The organism is Streptomyces sp. NPDC037410 (genome assembly GCF_055602235.1).
On the sequence record NZ_JBVJWR010000008.1, the window covers coordinates 160,662 to 181,421 of the forward strand.

A 20,760-nucleotide genomic window follows, 5' to 3' on the forward strand; every position below is an offset into this window, starting at 1 on the left:
CGGGAGTGTCACGGCCATGAGCACGCAGCAAGGTCTCACCCACATCGACGAGGCGGGCGCGGCCCGCATGGTCGACGTATCGGCGAAGGACGTCACGTCCCGCACCGCGCGCGCCAGCGGGCGGGTCCTGGTATCGCCGCGCGTGATCGAGCTGCTGCGCGGCGAGGGCGTCCCGAAGGGGGACGCGCTCGCCACCGCGCGCATCGCCGGGATCATGGGCGCCAAGAAGACCCCGGAGCTCATCCCGCTCTGCCATCCGCTGGCCGTCTCGGGCGTCACCCTGGACCTGGCGGTCACGGACGACGCGGTCGAGATCCTGGCGACGGTGAAGACCACGGACCGCACGGGCGTCGAGATGGAGGCGCTCACGGCGGTCTCGGTGGCGGCCCTGACCGTCGTCGACATGGTCAAGGCGGTCGACAAGGGCGCGGTCATCTCCGACGTGCGGGTGGAGGAGAAGACGGGCGGCAAGTCGGGCCACTGGACGAGGGCCGAGGCGTGACGCGCGCGGGCCGGGTGGCCGCGACGCACGAGGAGCACACGGAGCCCGCCCCGGAGACCCCGGCCGAGGCCTACCGCGCCCTCGTCGTCACCGCCTCCAACCGGGCTTCGGCCGGGGTGTACGAGGACAAGGGCGGCCCGCTGGTCGCCGAGGGCCTGACCCGGATGCGGTTCGCCGTGGACGGCCCGCAGGTCGTCCCGGACGGGGCGCCGGTCGAGGCGGCCCTGCGCGCCGGGGTCGACGCCGGGTACGACGTGATCGTCACCACCGGCGGGACGGGCGTCTCGCCCACCGACGAGACCCCCGAGGCGACCCGCCGGGTCCTGGAGCGGGAGATCCCCGGCATCCCGGAGGCGATCCGCGCGTACGGCCGCGAGAAGGTCCCGACGGCGGCGCTCTCGCGCGGTCTGGCCGGGGTCGCGGGCGGCACGCTGATCGTGAACCTGCCGGGGTCCCCGGGCGGCGTGAAGGACGGGCTCGCGGTCCTGGAGCCGCTCCTTCGCCACGCCGTCGACCAGATCCGCGGCGGCGACCACCCGAGAGCGTCGTGATCCCGTCCTGGCCGGTGGTCCTCGTCGACGGCGAGGTGCTGCTCCGACCGATAAAGATGCGCGACCAGGCGGCCTGGCGCGAGGTGAACCGGCGCAACCGCGAATGGCTGCGGCCCTGGGAGGCGACGGTTCCGCCGGCGCCTCCGGGCGCGCCGGTCGCCCAGCGGCCCACGTACCGTCAGATGGTGCGCCATCTGCGGTCGGAGGCGAACGCCGGGCGGATGCTGCCGTTCGTGATCGAGTACCGGGGACGTCTCGTCGGACAGTTGACGGTGGCCGGGATCACCTGGGGCTCGATGTGCTCGGGGCACGTGGGGTACTGGGTGGACAGCGAGGTGGCCGGGCGCGGGGTGATGCCGACGGCGGTCGCGCTCGCCGTCGACCACTGCTTCCGGGTGGTCGGGCTGCACCGCATGGAGGTGTGCATCCGCCCGGAGAACGGGCCGTCGCGCCGGGTGGTGGAGAAGCTCGGTTTCCGCGAGGAGGGGCTGCGGCCCCGCTACCTCCACATCGACGGCGCGTGGCGGGACCACCTGGTGTTCGCGCTGACGGCGGAGGAGGTGCCGGAAGGGCTGCTGAGGCGCTGGCACCACTCAAGAATGCAATAAGTGTTCGAATTAAATCGCCAGTTGGCGGTCAATCGATCTGAACAATCACAAAAAAGTTCAGTGATATCAGCCAGATCGTGCGACACACCGGGCCAATTGGCCGATGCGTGTTACGGAACCCCTCTACCGTGTGAGGCGTGAGCAGCAGCGGCCTCATCTACGCAGTCATCGTCGGGGCCTGGGCCGCCTACTTGGTGCCGATGTGGCTCCGCAGGCAGGACGAGCTGAACGAAGCCCGTCCGACGGAACGCTTCAGCACCGCCATCCGGCTGCTTTCCGGACGGGCGGGCATGGAGCGCCGGTACGCCAAGGAGCTCAAGGAGCGGGACCGTACGGCGGAGGGACCGACGCCCGACGTGGACCCGGACGCGGAGACCGAGCATCTGAGCTCGGTCGACGTCCGGGCCTTCTCCGCGCCCGCGGCCAGGACGGAAGCGCGCCTGGAACTCCCGGAACCCGAGCCGGAACCGGCGCCGGGCCCCGCACCGGCCCGCCCGGCCGCGGGGGCCGCCGCCGAGCGCGCCCGGCGCGGCAAGGTCCTCGCCCGGCGCCGCCGGACCACGACGCTCCTCTTCGCCGGCTTCACCCTCGGCGCGGTCGTCGCGGCCGTCGGCGGCGTCGCCTTCCTGTGGGCCCCGGCGGTCCCCGCGCTGCTCCTCAGCGCGTACATCGTGCACCTGCGCGTCCAGGAGCGGCGGCGCTTCGTGTACGTCATGGACCGGCGCCGCGCCGAAGCGGCCGCCGCCCGGCTGCGCGAGAGCCGCCGCCCGGCCCCGACACCGGAGCCGGAGGCCGACCAGGCCCCCGCGGTCCCGGCGGTCTCCCCGCAGGAGGCGGACCGGCGCGCCCTCGTCGAGCAGACCGACCACGCCGAGTGGGTGGACCAGCAGCGCGAGCGCGGCCCGGCCCGCGGCGACAGCTGGGACCCGGTCCCGGTGCCGCTCCCCACGTACGTCACCGCCCCGGTCGCCCCGCGCGCCACGAGCGGGATCGACATCACGGACCCGGAGACCTGGAGCGCGGCCCGCTCCTCCACGGCGGCGGACCCGACGCCCGCTCCGGCCCCGGCCCCCCGCCAGCGCACCACCCCGCCGCGCCGGGGCCGCGACCACGGCCGCACCCCGCTCTTCGACCAGTACGCGGACGACGACCGCCCCCGCGCGGCCAACGAATGACCCCCCGGCGGGGGGCCCGCGACGGCCCCCCGCTGACCTGCGGCGGAAGCGATTTTTGTTCTTCCCCGGAGGGATGCTAATGTTTCACACGTCGCAAGGGCCTGTGGCGCAGTCTGGTAGCGCACCTCGTTCGCATCGAGGGGGTCTGGGGTTCAAATCCCCACAGGTCCACAGACACGGGAATCCCGTCCGATCGGAAGATCGGGCGGGATTTCTGCTTGTCCGGGGTATGACGCGCTGGACCCGCGCCTGTTGAGCGCGGGTCAGCGGGGGTGTCAGGTCAGGGGCTTCGCGAAGCAGCGGCTGGTGGGGTAGTCGCGGTAGTGGCCGAACTTGGCGCAGGGCTCGTAGCCGCTGGACGTGTAGAGGGCGATGGCCTCCGGCTGGAGGGCGCCCGTCTCCAGGACCATGCGGGTGCGGCCGGCGGCGCGGGCGTCGGCCTCCAGGGCCGCGAGGATGCGCCGGGCCAGGCCCAGGCCGCGGGCCTCGGGTATCACGTACATGCGCTTGATCTCGGCGTCGCCGTCCGCGTAGCCCTCGTCGTTCTCGTCCTGGGCGCGCCAGCCGCCCGTGGCGACCGGCCGGCCCTCGGGGTCGTACGCGAGGAGGTAGAGGCCGCGGGGCGGGGTGAACATGCCGGCGTCGAGTGGTGTGGCGTCGCCCTCGTCGTCGTAGCGGGCGGCGTACTCCGCCTGGACGGCGTCGTCGAGTTTGACGGCGTCGGGGTGGTCGTAAGGCGTGGGCCGGATGTTCATGCGGTGGATCGTACATCTATGCGGAGCCGGGTGTCTGTATTCTCCCGGGATGCTCACTGTCACGACCGCGAATGTCAATGGTCTCCGTGCCGCCGCCAAGAAGGGCTTCGTCGAGTGGCTGGCCGGCACCTCCGCCGACGCCGTCTGCCTCCAGGAGGTCCGCGCCGAGGAGGCGCAGCTGCCCGAGGACGTACGGGCCCCCGAGGGCTGGTTCACCGTCCACGCGCCCGCCGCCGCCAAGGGCCGCGCCGGAGTCTCCCTCTACACGCGCCGCGAGCCCGACGCCGTACGGATCGGCTTCGGGTCCGCCGAGTTCGACTCCAGCGGCCGTTATGTCGAGGCCGACCTGCCCGGCGTGACCGTCGCCAGCCTCTACCTGCCCTCCGGCGAGGTCGGCACCGAGCGCCAGGACGAGAAGTACCGGTTCATGGGCGAGTTCCTGCCCTACCTCAAGGAGCTCAGGACCCGCGCCGCCGCCGACGGCCGCGAGGTCGTCGTCTGCGGCGACTGGAACATCGCCCACCAGGAGGCCGACCTCAAGAACTGGAAGTCCAACAAGAAGAACGCCGGCTTCCTGCCCGAGGAGAGGGAGTGGCTCGGCCGGGTCCTCGACGAGGGCGACGGCGGCTACGTGGACGTCGTACGGGAGCTCCACCCCGAGCAGGAGGGGCCCTACTCCTGGTGGTCCTACCGCGGGCGCGCCTTCGACAACGACAGCGGCTGGCGCATCGACCTGATCGTCAGTTCGCCTCGCCTGGCCGAGCGGTGCGTGAAGGCGTACGTGGAGCGGGCGGCGAGCCACGCGGAGCGGTGGAGTGATCACGCGCCCGTGACGGCAGTCTTCGACCTGTAGGGAGTGGCAGCGGAAACCCCGTCCGGCTGTGCTGCTCGCCGTCGCCGGACGGGGCCGCATGGGGGCACTATGCGCGCTTCACCGAGTCGGGTGGCGCCAGCCACTCACGGCCCCCACCCTCGGGCCACAGGAACGCCGTAGGGCGCTTCCGGCGCTCGCTCGGCAGGCCGGCGGGGTCCTCATAATCCGAAATCACGTCGCGCAGGATGCCGACCCGCCCCGCGCCGCCCTCCACGCGTCGCCCGATGTCCGCTGCGGTGACCATTAGTGCCCCTCGGGGTGCCGCCGCATGAACACGTTGCAGTCGGACACCGTGGTCATGTCACCCCCCGCACGGGCGCGGGAGCGCACGTTGGCCAGCTCGATGCATCCCGCGCACCCGTCGACAGGGTCCGGCTCCCGGTCCAGGTGCAACGGCAGCTCGATCGGCGGGGTGCTGTATCGCGTCGGTTCGGTCATGGCGGGAGCGTGGCCCACCCTTGCGGACGTATCTGCCCCCGCACAGCGGACAGTTGAGACGTTCGGCGCTAGGGTCGAAGAAAGCCCAAAAGGCCACGGCGAGGGGGTTGACTTGAACGCCGCTCTTCAGTCCGCCATGGAAGACGCGGGCCTGTCCACGCGCCAGTTAGCGTACCGGGTGGGGGTATCCGCGAAGCAGGTGGAACGATGGCTGAGCAATGCTGATCTGACACCACACGCAAGGAACCGAGCGGACGCCTGCCGGGCGCTGGGAGTGGACGAAGAGATGTTGTGGCCGAAGGTTGTACAGGAACGCGTGAAGACCGGCACCGACCGTGAGTTGGTCCACAGCTACCCGTATCGGTCCGCGTGCCCATCAACGGTCTGGACGGAACTTGTCGAGTCGGCGCGCACCGAACTCTTCCTCGCCGGCTACACGAACTACTTCTTCTGGACCCAGGTGCCCCACTTCGCGGACACGATCCGGCGCAAGGCTGAGGCCGGGTGCCGGGTGCGGTTCCTCGTGGGAGATCCGGACGGAGAGGTGACCCGCCAGCGGGAGACGATCGAGGACGTCGCCCTGTCCGTCTCCACGCGCATCAGGATCACACTGGAGCACCTGGACCGCCTCGGCCCGCTGGAAGGAGTGGAGACGCGCATCTCCACTCCTCTGGATGCCATCAACCACGTAAGCCTGTCTGTGTTCCGCTTCGATGACGACGCGCTGGTGACGCCGCATCTCGCTCGGCTCGTGGGCCATGACTCACCACTGCTGCACCTGCGCCGTCACGGCAGTGGGGGCATGTTCGACCGCTTCGCGGAGCACGGCGAGGAACTGTGGGGGCGAGCCGGCGTCAGTGGTCCCGGACCTCACACTGAGGGCGGGGCCGCAGGCCACGTGGCGCGCTGAAGCCCACGAGATCTGATCCCAGATCAGCATTCGTCGGTTGCGACCCACGCCCCGCGCACAGCCGGGGCAGAGATTCCGGTGCGCGCTTCAGCCCATCGGCACGCCGCATCGACACGATCCATCACGTTGAGCGCATAGACCCCGTCAAGAAGCTCAACCTCGACGGCCTGACCGGCAAGGCCCTGAGACGCCAACGCCTTATGGAGAGATTCGCGTGCCTTTTCGTCACCGTGAAGCAGGAAGTTGCGCCAGGCGTCCAGCTCGTTGAAAAAGTCCCCGTGCTCTTTGGGGAGACCGATCCTGTCGTCTCGGCCAAGCCGCGCTGCGGCGTTACGGAGACCTCGCCAGCGATCTATCCACGTGCCGCTCGGAGGGATGCCAGCCTGGAGGTAGACCCAGTTGACGTAGCCTTCGGCGGCCCCCTGCGCAAGGATCACCGTGGCAATCACGGCGTCCCTTTCGCGCTGCCTGCGCTCCATGCCGGTGCGGCTGGCCGACTCTTCCTCAGCCGCCTCTCTCGCGAATCTCTGCGCAGCAAGGGCGCGCGCCTTCGCCTGCCGAAAGAGGACTTGGCTCCCGTTGTAGCCGTGGGTCATCATGGCGGCAATCATTCCGGCGCAGTGGCGTGACGGCTACCACCGAGCGCCAGCGGCTACTCGCTGGCCCTCAAGGCCCGGTAGAGGGTTGCGCGGGACACTCCAAGAGCCTTGGCAATGACGGTGACGCTCTCACCTCTCGCCTTACGGGCCTTGGCGGCGGCGAGCTTGTCCGCATCCATCACGGCTGGACGGCCCCCGGTGCGCCCCTGAGCTCGCGCCGCATCCAGACCGGCGCGGGTGCGGTCCTTGATCAGGCTGCGCTCGAACTCCGCCATTGCGCCCACCACCTGAAGCATGAGACGCCCGTCCGGGGTATTCGGGTCGATGCTTGCCAGCGCGCCCTTCAGAACCTTGAACCCGATACCACGAGCGGAAAGGGAGTCCACGAGTGTTACGAGGTCGATCAGCGAGCGGGCGAATCGGTCCAGCTTCCACACGCACAGGGTGTCCCCGGGACGCAGGTAGTCCAGAGCGGCCGTCAGCTCCGGCCGGTCGGTGTTCTTGCCGCTGGCCTTGTCCGTGAAGATCCGGGCGCAGCCTGCCCTGGTCAGCGCGTCGTGCTGCAACTGCGCTTCCTGGTCGTCGGTGGAGACTCGCGCGTATCCGATCAGGGGTCCCGTGGTCGCCGTCACACGACGGTCGTCTCAAAAGTCGTCTCAAAACATCAAAAGATTTCGAGAGGTTCTGAGACAGGTTTTGGAACGCTAATGGGAGTCTTGGGATGGTGTGGAGCGGTCGTCTCGTAAACCATCGATTCCGAGACGGCTGGAGGGAGTCGCGGCGAGCAACCGCAGCCGCAGAAACGCTCTGACGGGCCATCAGGAAATTTTCTCTCCCCCACGTGCCACTCCAGGGCGGAAGGGGGTCCCCGCCTGCCTCTCCCGCGCAATCGGACGCGGTTGTGGCTCCCAGTGGCCCACTCCCACGCGAGCGGGGCGCGCGGTGCCTCCTCGCTGCGGCGCGGGCTGCGATGACGAGATGACGGATGGAGCCCCTAGTCTGTTTTTCTCTTATTTTTCTATGCGCAATCAAAAAAATAGGGAGAATCGTCATTCCGTCATCGCTCTGCCTTTGTGAGTGGGAGCGGCGCGCCATGCTCAGTCTGTCTGCCTCCGCTGTTCTCTCGGCCGTGGAAGGTCGATCGACAGGCGCTCCAGCGCGCGGCGCTTCATGTCCGCCGGGCGCCCCCCTCGCTGGCCCTTCGCGCACTCCAGGCGGGTTCCGGTGTCGAGCAGCATGAAGCGCCGTTCCCGGGCGTCGGCGATCCTCCAGTAGTCGGCGTAGGTCTTGCCCGTGGGGACCAGCTCCGTGCGTTCCTTCTGTACCGGAGTCGCTTCCAGGACCTCGGCGCGGCCCTCCAGTGCGTCCACCTGCTCCTGCCAGATGGCGAGGCCGACTCGTGATCGCCTGGATTCGCGAACGGCGTACAGCTCGCGGAGTTCGGTGGCGATCTCCTCCAGTTCGGGGCGGGGGTCGTAGCCGGGGTACGTCACCTGCTCCAGTACGGGGAAGCCTCCCCATTCCTTCAGGAACTCCCGTTCCGCGTACTCCTCCACCCAGTCGGTCTTGACGGCTGAAGGAGCCTCGCAGGGGAGTCCCTTTGTGCGGGCCCGGCATACGTAGACCGAGTAGCCGTGGGCGGGTACCCGGTACATGCGGCCCTTGCAGGAGGCGCAGTGCAGGACGCCGAGCAGGAGCGCGCCCGTGTCCTTGCGGGTCCCGGCCGCCCCCTTGGGGCGCTCACCGAGGGCGGCCTTGATCTCCTCGAACCGGTCTCGCGTCAGGATCGGGTCGGCGGTGATGCTCACCGGCAGGCCGTTGCGGTCCCGGACGACGGAGCCCGCGTAGGTCTGGTGGCCGAGGAGTGACGGGGAAAGAAGTACACGCTTGACGGTCTGGCCGACCCACTTGCGCCCCTTCGGAGTCCGCCCCTGTCGGACGTCGTTCCAGTCGCGAGGCGTCAGGATGCCTTCAGTGTTCAGATGGAACGCGATGGCGTTCGGGGCGCTGCCGTCCAGCAGCATCCGGATCATCGTCTCGATGGCTTCGACGCGCTGCGGGTCCTGGGCCAAGGTCCACCCCTCGCCGGCTGGACGCTGCACGGGCATGTATCCGTACGGAGGGAGCCCTCCGGAGTAACGCCCCATGGCCCGCAGCGCCGCATTGGCGCTCGTGACGCGCTCCTTGATGGCCTGGCTCTCCATCTGCGCGGCGAAGGCCAGCAGCATGATGATCAATTCGGACATGATCGAGGTCATGTCCAGCTCCAGCGAGCTGCCTCCCGGGCCTTCCGCGAAGATCAGCCGCTTGCCGTGGCGCTTCGCCCAGCGCGTCAGCTCGGCCATGTCCCCCATGGAGCGGACGGCGCGGTCCAGCCGCCACCAGATGATCACGTCGAAGTCGTCGGGCCTGGCCAACCAGTCGCCCAGTTCAGGCCGTTCGAACGGAGTCGTCCTGGTGGCGGAGACGTCCAGATCCTCCGCGTAGCCGACGACCTCGGCACCAAGGCGTCTGGCCTCCGCCTCACCGGCTTCCCGCTGGCGCTTGGGGGATGTCGATTCGTCGGTCCTGACGCTCAGCCGTACGGCGATGAGCGCCCGCAGGCGTGGGTGATCGTTATTTGTATGGGTCATGCGAACCCCCCTCCCCGAGCAAACTGTATCTTCATTTCAACTAGCTGGCGGATCGACTACCAGATGGCCACCCCCGGACTCGCCGCCAAGGCCGTCAAGGCGCACGTCGAGCGGGCCGCGAGCCATGGTGAGCGGTGGAGCGATCACGCGCCCGTCACCGCCGTGTACGACCTGTAGGACGCCCCCGTCGGATCACGCGGTACGGTGCTGCGAAAGGGCCGATCCGGGTGGGGGGATTTGGTGGGTGCGCGCATTCTCGTCGCCGAGGACGACGAAAAGCAGTCACGGCTGATCCGGCTCTATCTGGAGCGGGAGGGGAATTCCGTCCAGGTCGTTGCGGATGGGCGGTCCGCGCTGGAGCGTGTTCGTTCCGTACGGCCGGATCTCGTCGTGCTCGATGTGATGCTGCCCTTCGTCGACGGGCTCGACGTGTGCCGCATTCTGCGGTCGGAAGGTGCCGACGTGCCGATCCTGCTGCTCACCGCCCGCAGCACCGAGGAGGACATGCTCCTCGGTCTCGACCTCGGCGCCGACGACTACCTCACCAAGCCGTACAGCCCGCGCGAACTCACCGCCCGGGTCCGCGCCCTGCTGCGGCGGTCCCGGGCGACCGGCGCCGCCGCACGGGACGAGCTGCTGCGCGTCGGTCCGGTCGAACTCGACACCGCCCGCTTCGAGGTGCGGGTCGCCGGCCGGCCCGTGGCCCTCACCTCGAAGGAGTTCTCCCTCCTCGAAGTCCTGGCCCGCGAGCCCGGCCGGGTCTTCACCCGGGCCCAGATCATCGAGCGGGTCTTCGGCTTCGACAGCGACGTCCTGGCCCGCACCGTCGACGTCCACGTCCGCAACCTCCGCCTGAAACTGGAGGACGATCCGGCCCGGCCCCGGCATCTGGAGACCGTCTACGGGCGGGGATACCGGCTCTCCGAGGGCGGCGGACGGTGAGCTTCCGTCTCCGGGTCTTCTCGCTCGTGCTGCTCGTCGCGCTCGCCGCCACCGCCGCGACCGCCTGGCTCACCCTGCGGCAGGTCACCGGCCAGCTCCGCGAGTCCGCCGCCGCCGACCGCCAGTCCGTGGCCGCCATCACCGAGGAGCTGCGCGCCTACGGAGCCGGGCACGGCACCTGGGACGGCGTCGCCGCCACCGTCCGCACCCTCGCCGAGCGGACCGGGCAGCGCATCCGGATCGGCACCGGCAGCCAGGGCCAGATCGCCGACTCCGACTCCCTCCTCGGACGCGAACCCCGCCCCGGCGGCAGCACGGCCCCGCTCCTCGTCGACCCCCGGCCCCGGCTGGACCTGCCCGAGAACTTCGACCCCGGATCCCTCGCCAAGGTCACCGGCAGCATGATCCACGAGTACGGGGCCGCCGTGACGTACGCCGCCTGCCTCACCCGCGCCGGGCACACCGTCGACGTCCGGCCCGGCAAGTACGGCGTGCCCGTCCTCGGCGACGGCGGCAAGGCGCCCGGCGCCCCCACCGCCTCGGCCTCCTGCGCCCGCGCCGGGAACGCGTCGACCGCGGACACCCGGGAGAACTTCGCCGCCACCGCCGTGTGCCGCTCCGCACAGGCTCCCGCACTGCACCGCTGCCTCCAGCGCGTCTTCACCGAGCGGACCTCGGCCGTCGGACCCCAGCCGCTGACCGTGCGGCTCGGCGCCGTCGACGACGCCGGACAGACCCTGGCCGCCGGCCCCACCGCGCTCGTCGCCGCCGGGGTCGCCGCCGCCGCGCTCGCCGCCGCGCTGCTCCTCAGCCGGGCCGTCCTGCGGCCCGTACGCGCCCTCACCGCGGCCTCCCGCGGCCTCGGCGAGGGCGACCTGGGGCGCAGGGTGCCCGCCTCCGGCAAGGACGAGATCGGCGAACTCGGCCGGTCCTTCAACCGCATGGCCGGCTCCCTCCAGGACAGCGAGGAACGGCAGCGCCGGCTCGTCGGGGACATCGCCCACGAGCTGCGCACCCCGCTCGCCAACCTGCGCGGCTACCTGGAGGCCCTCCAGGACGGGGTCCTGGAGGCCGACGCCGAGCTGCTCGACTCGCTCCACGAGGAGGTGCTGCTCCAGCAGCGGATCGTGGACGACCTCCAGGACCTGGCGCTCGCCGAGGCGGGCGCCCTCACGTACCACCGCAGGCCGCTGGACGCGCGGGAGCTGGTCGAGGCCTGCCGGACCGCGCACAGCGCGCGGGCCGCGGCCGCCGGGGTCGCCCTCGACGTCCTGGGCGCCGGGCCCGGCACCGTACGCCTCCACGGCGACCCGGACCGGCTGCGCCAGGCCCTCGGGAACCTCGTCGGCAACGCCGTGCGGCACACGGCCCCCGGGGGCGGCGTGCGGCTCGAACTGGAGGAGCGGGACGAGATGGTGCGGATCGCGGTCCGGGACACCGGCAGCGGCATCCCGGCCGCCGACCTGCCGCACCTCTTCGACCGCTTCTGGCGGGCCGACGCGGCGCGCGGGCGGGCCACCGGCGGCAGCGGGCTCGGGCTGTCCATCGCCCGGCAGATCGTGGCGGACCATCACGGGGCCGTCGAGGTGGCGTCCGAGGTGGGCGTGGGGTCCGTGTTCACGGTGGTGCTGCCGGCCCCGGGGGGCGGGGCCGGCAGCGGGGTGCGGGACTAGGGCCTGTGGCCTGTCCGGCCCTGATCCGCCTGACAGGCCCTAGCAGGGGTTAACGGCCCCGTTGTTGTTCAGCAGGGTGTCCTTGATCCAGCCCGAGATGCCGGTGCTGTTGTCCCGGATGTGCGACCACGTGCCGGCCTCGCCCGACACCCAGCAGTGCAGGGTGAGGCTGTGGCTCGCCTGCGCCTGGCCGAGCGCCACGCACTCGGTCGTCGGGCCGGAGCGGATGTTCACGTAGTTCGTGTTGGTGCCGCCCGCGGCGTTGTCCTTGTTGGACCAGCCGGGGTTGTAGCAGGCGGCGGCGGCTTCCGGCGCGGCCACGGCGGCCGTGGTCGGCAGGACAAGGCCGCCGGTGGCCGCGACGGCACCGACGGCCACCGCGGCGAGCTTCGTCCGAAGACGCATCGATCTCTCCTGAACTCTTGGTCGTTCCCGCCCGGCGATGCGCGGGGCGGGCCGGTTCGTTCGTTCGAGTACGGAGAAAGAATTGCCCGGAGAAGAGAAAGCGTTCAATGGGCTGACGCGGTGTCGGCTTCTTTTCGGTGGTGCCTTTTCGGCGGGCGCGGGAAGTATTTCGAGACTGTTGCGACTGATTTCCTGTGCTCGTCCGCTTCCTCCGGTCTCCGGCATTCCGAACGCGTGACGGGGAGCGGTGAGCGGGGCAGCGGAATTCCGGTCCGTCGGATCCGCCGGTTCCGGCCCGGGCGGAACAACGGGAAGCGGCCATCCCGGCGCGGGGTGGAACCCCGACCAGGTTGGCCGCTTCCCCGGGGCGCGCGAGGGGGCGCATTCGGGAGCCGTCCGGACGGTGCGTTCACGTGCCGGACAGGGCCACCGTCGGGGCCAGGCGGCTCGCCCGTACCGCCGGATAGAGGCCCGCGACCATCCCGATCACCAGCGTCGCCCCCACCCCCGCCGCCGTCGCCCACACCGGGACCACCGTCGGCCAGCCCCGGCTCAGCGCGTACGCCGCCGTGATCGCCGTCCCCAGGACCGTCCCGCCCAGACCGCCGATCACCGACAGGAGCAGGGACTCCGTGACGAACTGGGTGCGGATCTGGCTCCGGGTGGCGCCGAGGGCCCGGCGCAGCCCGATCTCGGGGCGCCGTTCGAGCACCGAGATCACCATCGTGTTCCCGACACCGACCCCGCCGACCAGGAGCGCGACCCCGCCGAGGCCGAGGAGCAGCCCGGTCAGCGCCGACTCGGTGGCCTCGCGGGCCGCGAGCGCGTCCGACGGGCGGGAGACCTGCACCTCCCCGGGCTTCGCCGGGTTCGCCGTGGCCGCGAGCACGCCCCGTACCGCCGCGACCGCGCTGTCCTCCGTACGGACGTACACCGTCGACGGATGGCCGTCGAACCGCAGGTACGTCCGGGCCGCCGGCCCGCCGACGAGCGCCGCGCCGTCCAGCTCCGGAGCGAGCGGTACGGGATCGAGGACGCCGACCAGCGAGAACCAGCGGCCGCCGATCCAGAGCCGGGTCCCCGGGGTGTACACGTCGAGCCGCTGTGCCGCCGTCGCCCCCAGGACGACCGCCGGATAGCGCTCGGTGGCCGCGTCCAGCCAGCGGCCCCGCCGCACCTGGCCGCCGACCGCGGGGAGCAGCCCGTCGTCCGCCGCCAGGACGCTGAGGGAGCCGGTGCGGCCGACCGCGATCCGCTCGTTGCGGTAGACCTTCGCGTCGACGGTGCCGGTGGCGGCGGCCTCGCGGACCGGCGGGATGCGGTCGATCATCCGGACCGCCTCGGCCGGGAGCTTCGTCTGCCGCCCGCTCAGGGTGGCGCCGGGCGCGACCCGCAGGAGGTTGGTGCCGAGCGCGTCGAGCCGGCGGTCCACCTCCGCCTGGCCCGAGCCGGAGATGCCGACCACCGCGATCATGGCGGCCACGCCGATCGCGATGCCGAGCGCGGAGAGGAACACCCGCAGCGGGCGGGTGCGCAGGCCGGTGCCGCCGAGCCGGACGACGTCGGCCGGGCGGAGCCGGGCCGGGCGCAGGACGGTGCTCCGGCCGCCGCCGCGTGACCTCTCTCGGGGGGCGGGGATCATCCGTGGGCTCCGATCGCCGGTCGCGCGCGGTCGTCCGCGACCACCCGGCCGTCGCGCATCTCGATACGGCGGGGGAGGGCGGCCGCGATCTCCCGGTCGTGGGTGATGACGACGACCGTCGTGCCCGAGGCGTGCAGCTCCCGCAGGAGCGCCAGGACGGCCGCCCCCGACGCGGAGTCCAGGTTCCCCGTCGGCTCGTCCGCGAGCAGGACCGCCGGGCCGCCGACCACCGCCCGGGCCGCGGCCACCCGTTGGCGTTCGCCGCCGGACAGCTGGTGCGGCAGGTGATGGACCCGGTGGCTGAGCCCGACCCGGTCCAGGGCCGCCGCCGCCCGCGCCCGGCGGCGGCGCAGCGGCACCCCGGCGTACAGCAGGCCGTCCGCGACCGAGTCCAGGACCGGGACGCCGACCGCCAGGTGGAACTGCTGGAAGACGAAGCCGATCCGGGTGGCCCGCAGCGCGGACACCTCCCGGTCCGTCAGCTCCGCCACGTCGTGGCCGTCGACCAGGACGTGGCCCGTCGAGGGCCGGTCGAGGCTGCCCATCAGGTTCAGCATGCTGGACTTGCCGGAGCCCGACGGGCCCACGATCGCGACGAGTTCGCCCCGGTGGACCCGCAGGCTCACGTCCCGGACCGCCGTCACCCCGCCGGGGTACGTCTTCGAGACCGCGCGGAACTCCACGACGGCCTCCGGGATGGTGCCCGTGCTCACTGCGGGATCCTCACCTTCAGGCCCGCGCGGAGCGCCGGGCCGCTGACCTCCACCATGCCGTCGGCGAAGAGGCCCGTGCGGGCGGTGACGAACCGGCCGTCCTCGGTCTCCAGGCCGTGCCCGCCCTCGGCCAGCGCCACCAGGGCGGCCACCGGGACGGCCAGGACGTTCTCGCGCTTCCGTCCCACGTACTCGACGGAGACCGGCCCGCTCTCCAGGCGGCCCAGGGAGCGCTGGTCGGCGACGGTGATCGTGACCGGGACGGTGGGCGGCTGGTCGCCGCCTCCCTCGGGTGCGGTCGCCCGTCTGCCGATCGCCGCGACCTCGCCCTTCACGGGGGTGCCGTCGGGCAGGCCGACGGTGACCCCGGCGCCGCGCACGGCCCAGGAGGCCTCCTGCGCGGAGGCGTTGACGACGACCTTGCGGGTGGTGCCGGTGTAGCCGAGGACGTTGTCGCCGGCCGCCGAGCCGAGGCGGACGCCGGGCTGGCCGAGCCGGATCCGGCCGGAGGCGTACACGACGTCTCCGAGGCCGACCCGGCCGGTCTCGGGCAGGCCCAGGGATTTCTGCCAGCGCTTGACGGCCCGTTCGGTGCCGGAGGTGAACTGCTCGTCGACGGTGAAGCCGGTGTAGCCGAGCGCGGCGAGGTTGGACTCGAACTGGAGGACGTCCATGCCACGGAGGGGCTGGGGCGGTGGCGGCGGCTGCTGGGGCTGCGGCGGCGCGGCGGGTGGAGCCGTACGGGCTCCCCCCTTGCCTCCGGCTTCCCCCTTGCCTCCGGCGCCTTGTTGGCCTCCGGCGCCCCCCGACGCCGGAGGGGTCGTGGTCCCGGTGTCCGGGGTTCCGCCTCCCGTCCGCATGCCCAGCTCGCGGTACATCGGCAGGGTCCCGTAGAGCAGGACCACCGGGCGGTCGTCCACGCGGAGCAGGGTGTCCCCGCGTTCGGCGGTCGTGCCCGGCTCCGGGAGCCAGGTGACGGTGCCGGTGGCCTTGACCGGCAGCGGGATCTCCGGCCCGTACCCCAACTCGCCGTCCACCTTGGTGCGTTCGACGAGGGTCGCCTTCGTGACCGGGACCGTGGAGCCCGCCCTCGGCGGGGCGGCCGGGCCCTCGTCCTCCCCGCCGCCGAGGCCGAGCGCGCCGACGACGGCGACCGCCGCGACCACGACGACGGCGGTGGCGACGAGGACGGTACGGCTCCGTCGGCGGCCGGGGGCGCGCGGGGGAGCCGTCGCCTTCTGCTCCGGCTCCACCTCCGCTCCCTGCGTCCCTTCCGCCGCCTCCGCCGCCTCGCTCCGCTCCGTGAAGATCTCGCTCATCGCCGGTCAGCCCTTGCCCGGGCCCTGATCGACGGGGTCTCCGATGATCGGCGCGCAGGTGCGGGCGGCCCGTCTGGCGGCGGCGGTGCCGGAGTCCCACTGGACGTCCCCGTACACCCGGCCGTCGGGCTCGGGGTCGGGGAAGTCGGGGGCGCCGTTCTTCTGCATGCAGTCGGCGTACTCGACCTGCGTCTTGATCTGCTCGGGGGTGAGCTTGGGGGCGAGCCGGCGCTCGATCTCGACGGGGACCGCCGGGTTGAGCGCGGAGCACTTCTGGGAGGCCTTGAGGTAGGTCGGGTTCTTCTTGAGGGTGCGGGCGTCGCCCAGTTCGACCTGGCCGTCGGCGTCGGGGTCGGGGGCGTCGACGTGGTTCTGGCGCAGGCACTTCACCCAGGCCCGCTTGGCCTCGACGTACGCGGCGACCTCGTCCTTGCCGCCGCCGCTTCCTCCACCGCTGCCGCCGCCCGCCGTGGCCTTGCCCGTACCGGCGGAGGAGGGGCCGTCGGCGGCCGTCGGGATCTTCCCGGCCCCGTCGTCCCCGCCCCCGCCGCAGCCGGTCAGCGCGAACGCCGTGACCGCCGCGGCGGCGGCGAGCAGCACGCGGTTCGTCCTCATCGGTTCTCCCGTCCCTCGATTGGTGCGGCGACCGTAGGACGGAGGTCATGAAGAACCGTTGAAGAACCTGTCAGGCGATCATGAGGCCGGTTCCCCGGGGCGCAGCCGCCGGTCGAGGGCCAGGGACAGTTCGGCCTCCACCACGCTCTTGGCGAGCGGGCGCAGCCGCTCCACGTCGCCCTCGGAGGCGTAGGCGCCGAGGAGTTCGGCGAAGAGCCCGGCGAGGGCCTCGGCGTGCTCGCGGACGCGGGCGCCCGCCTTGAGGACCTCGGCGAGCGGGACGCCCTCCCGGACCAGGGCGGCGGAGACGTCGAGCAGCCGTCGGCTGACGTGGACGATCTCCTCGCCGTCGGTGACGAGATAGCCGAGGTCGAGCGCGGCGGCGAGGTTCTCGGCGGTGACCTCGCCGGCGAAGTGGTCGGCGAGCTCCTCGGGGGTGAGCCGGACCGGCTCCTCCTCGGAGGGCGCGGGGAGGGCGAGGACCTCGCGGACGCCCCGGCCGCTCTCGAAGGCGGTGGTGAGGTCGGCGATGCCGTTGAGGGTGTGGCCGCGCTCCAGGAGGGCGGCGATGGTGCGCAGCCGGGCCAGGTGGTTGTCGTCGTACCAGGCGATCCGGCCTTCGCGGCGGGGCGGCGGGATCAGTCCGCGCTCGCGGTAGAACCGCAGGGTGCGCACGGTGATCCCGGCGGCGGCGGCCAGCTCGTCCATGCGGTACTCGCGGTGATCGCGCTCCCCGTCGCCCGCGGTGCCGTTCGCCGTCTCGCGCTCCCCGTCGCCCGCCGTGCCGTTCGCCGTCCCGCGCCCGCCGTCGCTCGCGGTGCCGTTCGGCGCGTCGCCCGCGGTGCCGTTCGCCGTCTCTTCTGTCACACCCGCCAGCCTAAGTTGTACCGCCGGTAACTTTCCCCCGTCGTACCCCTACCGCTCGGTATGGAGCTGCTCTACAGTCCCCACTGTGCCAGTGATTGCTGGCGGAATCATGGCCGGGCGCACGGGAGGCGGCATGGCGAAGCACGAGCACGTACGGGTGGCGGTGATCGGGTCGGGATTCGGCGGCATCGGGGCCGCCGTCCGGCTGCGCCGTGAGGGGATCACCGACTTCGTCGTCCTGGAACGGGCCGACTCCGTGGGCGGCGCCTGGCGCGACAACAGCTATCCCGGCTGCGCCTGCGACGTCCCCTCCCACCTCTACTCCTTCTCCTTCGCGCCCAACCCGGACTGGCCCCGCACCTTCTCCGGGCAGCGCCACATCCGGGCCTACCTGGAGCACGTCACCGACACCTTCGGGATCCGTCCGCACCTGCGCCTGAACCACGAGGTGCTGAAGGCGACGTGGGACGCCGAGGCGCTGCGCTGGGAGATCGAGACCAGCGGCGGCCGCTTCAGCGCCGAGGTCCTCGTCTCCGCCGGCGGGCCGCTCTCCGACCCGAAGATCCCCGACATCCCGGGCCTCGCCGACTTCCCCGGCAAGGTCTTCCACTCCGCGCGGTGGGACCACGACTACGACCTCCGCGGCAAGCGCGTCGCCATGGTCGGCACCGGCGCCTCCGCCATCCAGATCGTGCCCGAGATCCAGCGCGAGGTCGGGCGGCTCACGCTCTTCCAGCGGACGCCCCCGTGGGTCATGCCCCGCATGGACCGCGCGATCAGCGGCGCCGAGCGCTGGCTGCACCGCGCGCTCCCGGCCACCGCGACCCTGCGCCGGGGCATCCTCTGGGGCATCCGCGAGCTCCAGGTCGGCGCCTTCACCAAGCACCCGAACGAGCTGGGCCTGGTCGAGAAGCTCGCCAAGGCGAACATCGCGCGGTCGATCAAGGACCCCGTGCTGCGGGCCAAGCTGACGCCCTCGTACCGCATCGGCTGCAAGCGCATCCTGCTGTCGAACGCGTACTACCCGGCGCTCGCCGAGCCCAACGTCGACGTCGTCGCCTCCGGCCTCCGCGAGGTCCGCGGCTCGACCGTGGTCGCCGCCGACGGCACCGAGACCGAGGTCGACGCGATCGTGTTCGGCACGGGCTTCCACGTCACCGAGATCCCGATCGCCGAGCGGATCGTCGGCGCAGAGGGGCACACTCTCGCCGAGTCCTGGAAGGACGGCGTCCAGGTGCTGCGCGGGGCCACCTCCGGCGGCTTCCCCAACCTCATGATGATCATCGGGCCGAACACCGGCCTCGGGAACTCCTCCATGATCCTCATGATCGAGTCCCAGCTGAACTACCTGGCCGACTACCTCCGCCAGCTCGACATCCTCGGCGGGCGCGCCGCCCTCGCCGTCCGCCCCTCCGCCGTCAACGCCTGGAACCGCAAGGTCCAGGCCCGGATGGAGCGGACCGTGTGGAAGGCCGGCGGCTGCAACAGCTGGTACCTCGACGCCAGCGGCCGCAACACCACCCTGTGGCCGGGCACCACGGCCGAGTTCCGGCGCGAGACCCGGCAGGTCGACCTCTCCGAGTACGAGGTGATCCGCGCGCCCAAGCCGGCCCCCGGGCCCGCCCGTACCCCCCGCAAGAAGGAGACCGCCAAGTGACGCTCCAGAGCCTTCCCGCCCCCCGCGTGCTCACCGCCGTCTCCGCCGACGGCACGCCCCTTCACGTCGAGGTGTACGGCCCCGAGGACGCGCCCGCCGTCGTCCTCTCCCACGGCTGGACCTGCTCGATCGACTTCTGGGCCGAGCAGATACGGTCCCTCGCCGCCGACCACCGGGTCATCGCCTACGACCAGCGCGGCCACGGCCGGTCCCCCGCGCCCGCCGCGACCGGCGGCGCCGGCTACTCCACGACGGCGCTCGCCGACGACCTGGAGGCGGTGCTCGCCGCCACCCTCGGCCCCGGCGAACGGGCCGTCCTGGCCGGCCACTCCATGGGCGGCATGACGATGATGGCGGCCGCCGCCCGGCCCGGCTTCCGGGCGCACGCCGCCGCCGTCCTGCTCTGCTCCACCGGCCCCTCCCGGCTGACCTCCGAGGCCACCGTCGTACCGCTCGGGCCCGGCGGCCTGCGCACCCGCCTCACCCGGGCCGTCCTCGGTGCGAAGGCGCCGCTCGGCCCGGTCAACGCCGTCTCGAAGAAGATCCTCAAGTACGCGACGATGGGACCGGGTTCGGCGCCCGAGCGGGTCGAGACCTGCGCCCGGATCGTGCACGCCTGCCCGCGCGGCGCCCGGTACGGCTGGTCGCAGGTCCTGGCCGGCCTCGACCTCGAACCGGGCCTGCGGGAGCTGCGGCTGCCGGTGACCGTGCTCGTCGGCACCGCCGACCGGCTCACCCCGTCCGTCCACGCCCATGCGATGGTGGAGGCGCTGCCGCACTGCACGGGCCTGGTCCAGCTGGCCGGCATGGGCCACATGACACCGGTGGAGGCCCCGGAGGCCGTCACCGCGCAGATCCGCGAACTGACCCTCACGTACCTGGGCGTGAAGGAGAACGAGGAGGCAGGGGCATGAGCAGGGTGAGCCTGGAAGGGCAGGTCGCGGTCGTCACCGGCGGGGCCCGCGGGGTCGGGGAGCTCCTCGCCCGCAAGCTCTCCGCGCGCGGTGCGAAGATCGCGCTCGTCGGCCTGGAGCCGGAGCAGCTCAAGGAGGTCGCCGGGCGGCTGCACACCGAGGCCGACTGGTGGCACGCCGACGTCACCGACCACGAGGCGATGGCCCGGGTCGCGGCCGAGGTGAAGGAGCGGTTCGGGAAGGTCGACATCGTCGTCGCCAACGCCGGTGTCGCGGCGGGCGGTCCGTTCGTCGACTCCGACCCGGCCGCCTGGCGGCGGGTCATCGAGGTCAACCTGATCGGCGGTGCGGTCACCGGCCGGGCGTTCCTGCCGGTCCTCATGGAGTCCCGCGGGTACTTCCTCCAGATCGCCTCGCTCGCGGCCCTCACCCCGGCCCCGATGATGACGGCGTACTGCGCCTCCAAGTCGGGTGTCGAGGCCTTCGCGCACAGCCTGCGCGCCGAGGTCGCGTACAAGGGAGTGAAGGTCGGCGTCGGCTATCTGTCGTGGACCGACACGGACATGGTGCGGGGCGCGGACCAGGACGACGTGATGAAGGAGCTGCGGCAGCGGCTGCCGTGGCCGTCGAACCGCACGTACCCCCTCGGCCCGGCCGTCGACCGGATCGTGGCGGGCATCGAGCGGCGCTCGGCCCATGTGTACGCGCAGTGGTGGCTGCGCGGGATGCAGTCGGTCCGCGGTTACCTGCCGAGCCTGATCGCCACGGTCGGACAGCGCGAGATGCGGCGCTTCGAGCCGCGCCTGAGCTCGGTCTCCAAGGGCCTGGTGGGCGCGGGCGGCGCGGCCGACGAGCAGGCGCGGACGGAGGGTTCCTCACCCCGGTAGCCGTCCGTAATCGACCGACATGCGTGCGTTGTCCTGACGTGTCAGTCTGATGAGGCCCTAGGGGCGGAGTCCCGCCCCGTT

General features: G+C 72.1%; 22 protein-coding genes, 1 tRNA gene and 1 pseudogene. 13 read left to right on the top strand and 11 right to left on the bottom strand.

Annotation, left to right across the window (positions count from 1 at the left end; genetic code table 11):
• Positions 1 to 16 precede the first annotated feature (16 nt).
• The 5 genes from moaC to ACZ7HT_RS15710 all read left to right on the top strand — a co-directional run bounded on the left by moaC (position 17) and on the right by ACZ7HT_RS15710 (position 3,007).
• Positions 17 to 502, top strand: a complete 486-nt coding sequence (gene moaC, locus ACZ7HT_RS15690; protein ID WP_471165283.1) for a cyclic pyranopterin monophosphate synthase MoaC — start codon at positions 17 to 19, stop codon at positions 500 to 502.
• 14 nt (positions 503 to 516) lie between these two features.
• Positions 517 to 1,053 (top strand): MogA/MoaB family molybdenum cofactor biosynthesis protein, encoded by a 537-nt coding sequence (locus tag ACZ7HT_RS15695; protein WP_471165716.1) that lies wholly within the window; start codon positions 517 to 519, stop codon positions 1,051 to 1,053.
• A complete protein-coding gene (locus ACZ7HT_RS15700; protein WP_471165286.1) occupies positions 1,050 to 1,661 on the top strand; it encodes a GNAT family N-acetyltransferase in 612 nt (203 codons plus the stop codon). Before ACZ7HT_RS15695 ends, ACZ7HT_RS15700 begins: the two co-directional genes overlap by 4 nt.
• Before the next feature lie 137 nt (positions 1,662 to 1,798).
• On the top strand, positions 1,799 to 2,836 hold the full coding sequence (gene sepX, locus ACZ7HT_RS15705) for a divisome protein SepX/GlpR (protein ID WP_471165289.1): 1,038 nt from the start codon (positions 1,799 to 1,801) through the stop codon (positions 2,834 to 2,836).
• 97 nt (positions 2,837 to 2,933) lie between these two features.
• Positions 2,934 to 3,007, top strand: a tRNA-Ala gene (locus tag ACZ7HT_RS15710).
• Between the two features lie 104 nt (positions 3,008 to 3,111).
• Here the strand turns inward: ACZ7HT_RS15710 and ACZ7HT_RS15715 are convergent.
• On the bottom strand, positions 3,112 to 3,591 hold the full coding sequence (locus tag ACZ7HT_RS15715; protein ID WP_471165291.1) for a GNAT family N-acetyltransferase: 480 nt from the start codon (positions 3,589 to 3,591) through the stop codon (positions 3,112 to 3,114).
• 49 nt (positions 3,592 to 3,640) lie between these two features.
• Between ACZ7HT_RS15715 and ACZ7HT_RS15720 the strand changes: the two genes are divergently transcribed.
• The gene (locus tag ACZ7HT_RS15720) at positions 3,641 to 4,444 is read left to right on the top strand and encodes an exodeoxyribonuclease III (protein WP_471165294.1); all 804 of its coding nucleotides are present in this window, start codon (positions 3,641 to 3,643) and stop codon (positions 4,442 to 4,444) included.
• Between the two features lie 264 nt (positions 4,445 to 4,708).
• Here the strand turns inward: ACZ7HT_RS15720 and ACZ7HT_RS15725 are convergent, their stop codons facing one another.
• A complete protein-coding gene (locus ACZ7HT_RS15725; RefSeq protein WP_471165297.1) occupies positions 4,709 to 4,903 on the bottom strand; it encodes a hypothetical protein in 195 nt (64 codons plus the stop codon).
• Between the two features lie 286 nt (positions 4,904 to 5,189).
• Here ACZ7HT_RS15725 and ACZ7HT_RS15730 point away from each other — a divergent pair, with 286 nt between their 5' ends.
• Entirely contained in the window at positions 5,190 to 5,813 is a 624-nt protein-coding gene (locus ACZ7HT_RS15730) for an XRE family transcriptional regulator (protein WP_471165718.1), read from the top strand.
• A 23-nt stretch (positions 5,814 to 5,836) separates the two neighbouring features.
• Here the strand turns inward: ACZ7HT_RS15730 and ACZ7HT_RS15735 are convergent, their stop codons facing one another.
• From ACZ7HT_RS15735 to ACZ7HT_RS15745, 3 genes are all read right to left on the bottom strand, one after another.
• Positions 5,837 to 6,412, bottom strand: coding sequence for a hypothetical protein (locus tag ACZ7HT_RS15735; protein ID WP_471165299.1), 576 nt, complete (start codon positions 6,410 to 6,412; stop codon positions 5,837 to 5,839).
• Between the two features lie 53 nt (positions 6,413 to 6,465).
• Entirely contained in the window at positions 6,466 to 7,044 is a 579-nt protein-coding gene (locus ACZ7HT_RS15740) for a recombinase family protein (protein WP_471165302.1), read from the bottom strand.
• A 465-nt stretch (positions 7,045 to 7,509) separates the two neighbouring features.
• Positions 7,510 to 9,045: a recombinase family protein gene (locus ACZ7HT_RS15745; RefSeq protein ID WP_471165305.1), complete on the bottom strand. Its 1,536-nt coding sequence runs from the start codon at positions 9,043 to 9,045 to the stop codon at positions 7,510 to 7,512.
• A 39-nt stretch (positions 9,046 to 9,084) separates the two neighbouring features.
• Here ACZ7HT_RS15745 and ACZ7HT_RS15750 point away from each other — a divergent pair.
• From ACZ7HT_RS15750 to ACZ7HT_RS15760, 3 genes and pseudogenes are all read left to right on the top strand, one after another.
• Positions 9,085 to 9,222: pseudogene (locus ACZ7HT_RS15750) on the top strand (exodeoxyribonuclease III); the annotation flags it as partial.
• Between the two features lie 63 nt (positions 9,223 to 9,285).
• On the top strand, positions 9,286 to 9,987 hold the full coding sequence (locus ACZ7HT_RS15755; protein ID WP_471165308.1) for a response regulator transcription factor: 702 nt from the start codon (positions 9,286 to 9,288) through the stop codon (positions 9,985 to 9,987).
• Positions 9,984 to 11,660 carry a HAMP domain-containing sensor histidine kinase gene (locus ACZ7HT_RS15760; RefSeq protein WP_471165310.1) on the top strand — a complete coding sequence of 559 codons (1,677 nt, stop codon included), beginning with the start codon at positions 9,984 to 9,986 and terminating at the stop codon, positions 11,658 to 11,660. Before ACZ7HT_RS15755 ends, ACZ7HT_RS15760 begins: the two co-directional genes overlap by 4 nt.
• 39 nt (positions 11,661 to 11,699) lie before the next feature.
• Here the strand turns inward: ACZ7HT_RS15760 and ACZ7HT_RS15765 are convergent, their stop codons facing one another.
• From ACZ7HT_RS15765 to ACZ7HT_RS15790, 6 genes are all read right to left on the bottom strand, one after another.
• A complete protein-coding gene (locus ACZ7HT_RS15765) occupies positions 11,700 to 12,065 on the bottom strand; it encodes an SH3 domain-containing protein (RefSeq protein ID WP_471165313.1) in 366 nt (121 codons plus the stop codon).
• A gap of 409 nt (positions 12,066 to 12,474) precedes the next feature.
• Positions 12,475 to 13,707: an ABC transporter permease gene (locus tag ACZ7HT_RS15770; protein WP_471165315.1), complete on the bottom strand. Its 1,233-nt coding sequence runs from the start codon at positions 13,705 to 13,707 to the stop codon at positions 12,475 to 12,477.
• The gene (locus ACZ7HT_RS15775) at positions 13,704 to 14,420 is read right to left on the bottom strand and encodes an ABC transporter ATP-binding protein (protein WP_471165318.1); all 717 of its coding nucleotides are present in this window, start codon (positions 14,418 to 14,420) and stop codon (positions 13,704 to 13,706) included. The genes ACZ7HT_RS15770 and ACZ7HT_RS15775 overlap by 4 nt, the downstream gene beginning before the upstream one ends.
• A complete protein-coding gene (locus tag ACZ7HT_RS15780) occupies positions 14,417 to 15,739 on the bottom strand; it encodes a peptidoglycan-binding protein (protein WP_471165320.1) in 1,323 nt (440 codons plus the stop codon). The genes ACZ7HT_RS15775 and ACZ7HT_RS15780 overlap by 4 nt, the downstream gene beginning before the upstream one ends.
• Positions 15,740 to 15,745: 6 nt before the next feature.
• On the bottom strand, positions 15,746 to 16,354 hold the full coding sequence (locus ACZ7HT_RS15785) for a hypothetical protein (protein WP_471165323.1): 609 nt from the start codon (positions 16,352 to 16,354) through the stop codon (positions 15,746 to 15,748).
• A gap of 78 nt (positions 16,355 to 16,432) precedes the next feature.
• Positions 16,433 to 17,062, bottom strand: a complete 630-nt coding sequence (locus tag ACZ7HT_RS15790; protein WP_471165720.1) for a MerR family transcriptional regulator — start codon at positions 17,060 to 17,062, stop codon at positions 16,433 to 16,435.
• 292 nt (positions 17,063 to 17,354) lie between these two features.
• Here ACZ7HT_RS15790 and ACZ7HT_RS15795 point away from each other — a divergent pair, with 292 nt between their 5' ends.
• The 3 genes from ACZ7HT_RS15795 to ACZ7HT_RS15805 are packed head-to-tail and all read left to right on the top strand — an operon-like array spanning position 17,355 to position 20,679.
• Positions 17,355 to 18,878, top strand: a complete 1,524-nt coding sequence (locus ACZ7HT_RS15795; RefSeq protein WP_471165325.1) for a flavin-containing monooxygenase — start codon at positions 17,355 to 17,357, stop codon at positions 18,876 to 18,878.
• Positions 18,875 to 19,792, top strand: a complete 918-nt coding sequence (locus tag ACZ7HT_RS15800) for an alpha/beta fold hydrolase (protein ID WP_471165327.1) — start codon at positions 18,875 to 18,877, stop codon at positions 19,790 to 19,792. Before ACZ7HT_RS15795 ends, ACZ7HT_RS15800 begins: the two co-directional genes overlap by 4 nt.
• Positions 19,789 to 20,679 (top strand): SDR family oxidoreductase, encoded by an 891-nt coding sequence (locus ACZ7HT_RS15805; RefSeq protein WP_471165330.1) that lies wholly within the window; start codon positions 19,789 to 19,791, stop codon positions 20,677 to 20,679. Before ACZ7HT_RS15800 ends, ACZ7HT_RS15805 begins: the two co-directional genes overlap by 4 nt.
• Positions 20,680 to 20,760 lie beyond the last annotated feature (81 nt).